The organism is Butyrivibrio sp. NC2007 (assembly GCF_000421405.1).
Lineage (GTDB): Bacteria > Bacillota > Clostridia > Lachnospirales > Lachnospiraceae > Butyrivibrio.
On the sequence record NZ_ATWY01000052.1, the window covers coordinates 1 to 1,178 of the forward strand.

The 1,178-nt window shown below is 52.9% G+C and carries 1 rRNA gene; it reads right to left on the bottom strand.

Features of this window, described 5'->3' with window-relative positions:
* Nucleotides 1-1,178: ribosomal RNA gene (locus tag G632_RS0118320) — 23S ribosomal RNA — on the bottom strand; the annotation flags it as partial.

Genomic DNA, 1,178 nt, shown 5'->3' on the forward strand with positions numbered 1-1,178 from the left:
CGCCGGATAGGGACCGAACTGTCTCACGACGTTCTGAACCCAGCTCGCGTACCGCTTTAATGGGCGAACAGCCCAACCCTTGGGACCTGCTACAGCCCCAGGATGCGATGAGCCGACATCGAGGTGCCAAACCACTCCGTCGATGTGAACTCTTGGGAGTGATAAGCCTGTTATCCCCAGGGTAGCTTTTATCCGTTGAGCGATGGCAATCCCACTTTCATACCACCGGATCACTAAGTCCTACTTTCGTATCTGTTCCACCCGTCGGTGTCACAGTCAGGCTCCCTTATGCCTTTGCACTCTGCGAATGGTTTCCGTCCATTCTGAAGGAACCTTTGAGCGCCTCCGATACCCTTTCGGAGGCGACCGCCCCAGTCAAACTCCCCGGCAGACATTGTCCCCGGACCAGATAATGGTCCTTGGTTAGAAAACCAGCATCATAAGGGTGGTATCCCAACAGCGACTCCACTGCAACTGACGTCACAGCTTCTTAGTCTCCCACCTATCCTGTACATATAATACCGGCTCCCAGTATCAACCTGGAGTAAAGCTCCATGGGGTCTTTCCGTCCTGGCGCGGGTAACCAGCATCTTCACTGGTACTTCAATTTCACCGGGTGCATTGCCGAGACAGTGCTCAAATCATTACGCCTTTCGTGCGGGTCGGAACTTACCCGACAAGGAATTTCGCTACCTTAGGACCGTTATAGTTACGGCCGCCGTTTACTGGGGCTTAAATTCAAAGCTTCGCTTGCGCTAACCTCTCCTCTTAACCTTCCAGCACCGGGCAGGCGTCAGCCCATATACTTCACCTTTCGGTTTCGCATAGACCTGTGTTTTTGCTAAACAGTTGCTTGAGCCTCTTCTCTGCGGCCCACGTCTTAGGTGGGCTCCCCTTATCCCGAAGTTACGGGGACATTTTGCCGAGTTCCTTAACAATGCTTCTCCCGTCGGCCTTAGGATTCTCTCCTCATCCACCTGTGTCGGTTTACGGTACGGGTTATACATACGCAATAGTGGCTTTTCTTGGCAGTCATATCTAGTGCTTCACTACTTTAGTTCGTTCCCCCTTGCGGGACCGGGCTTTCCTTTCCCGGCTCACTCCTTTTGCCTGCGTCCCCACAGTTCTGATATGCATAAGTGCAGGAATATCAACCTGCTGTCCATCGACTACGCCTT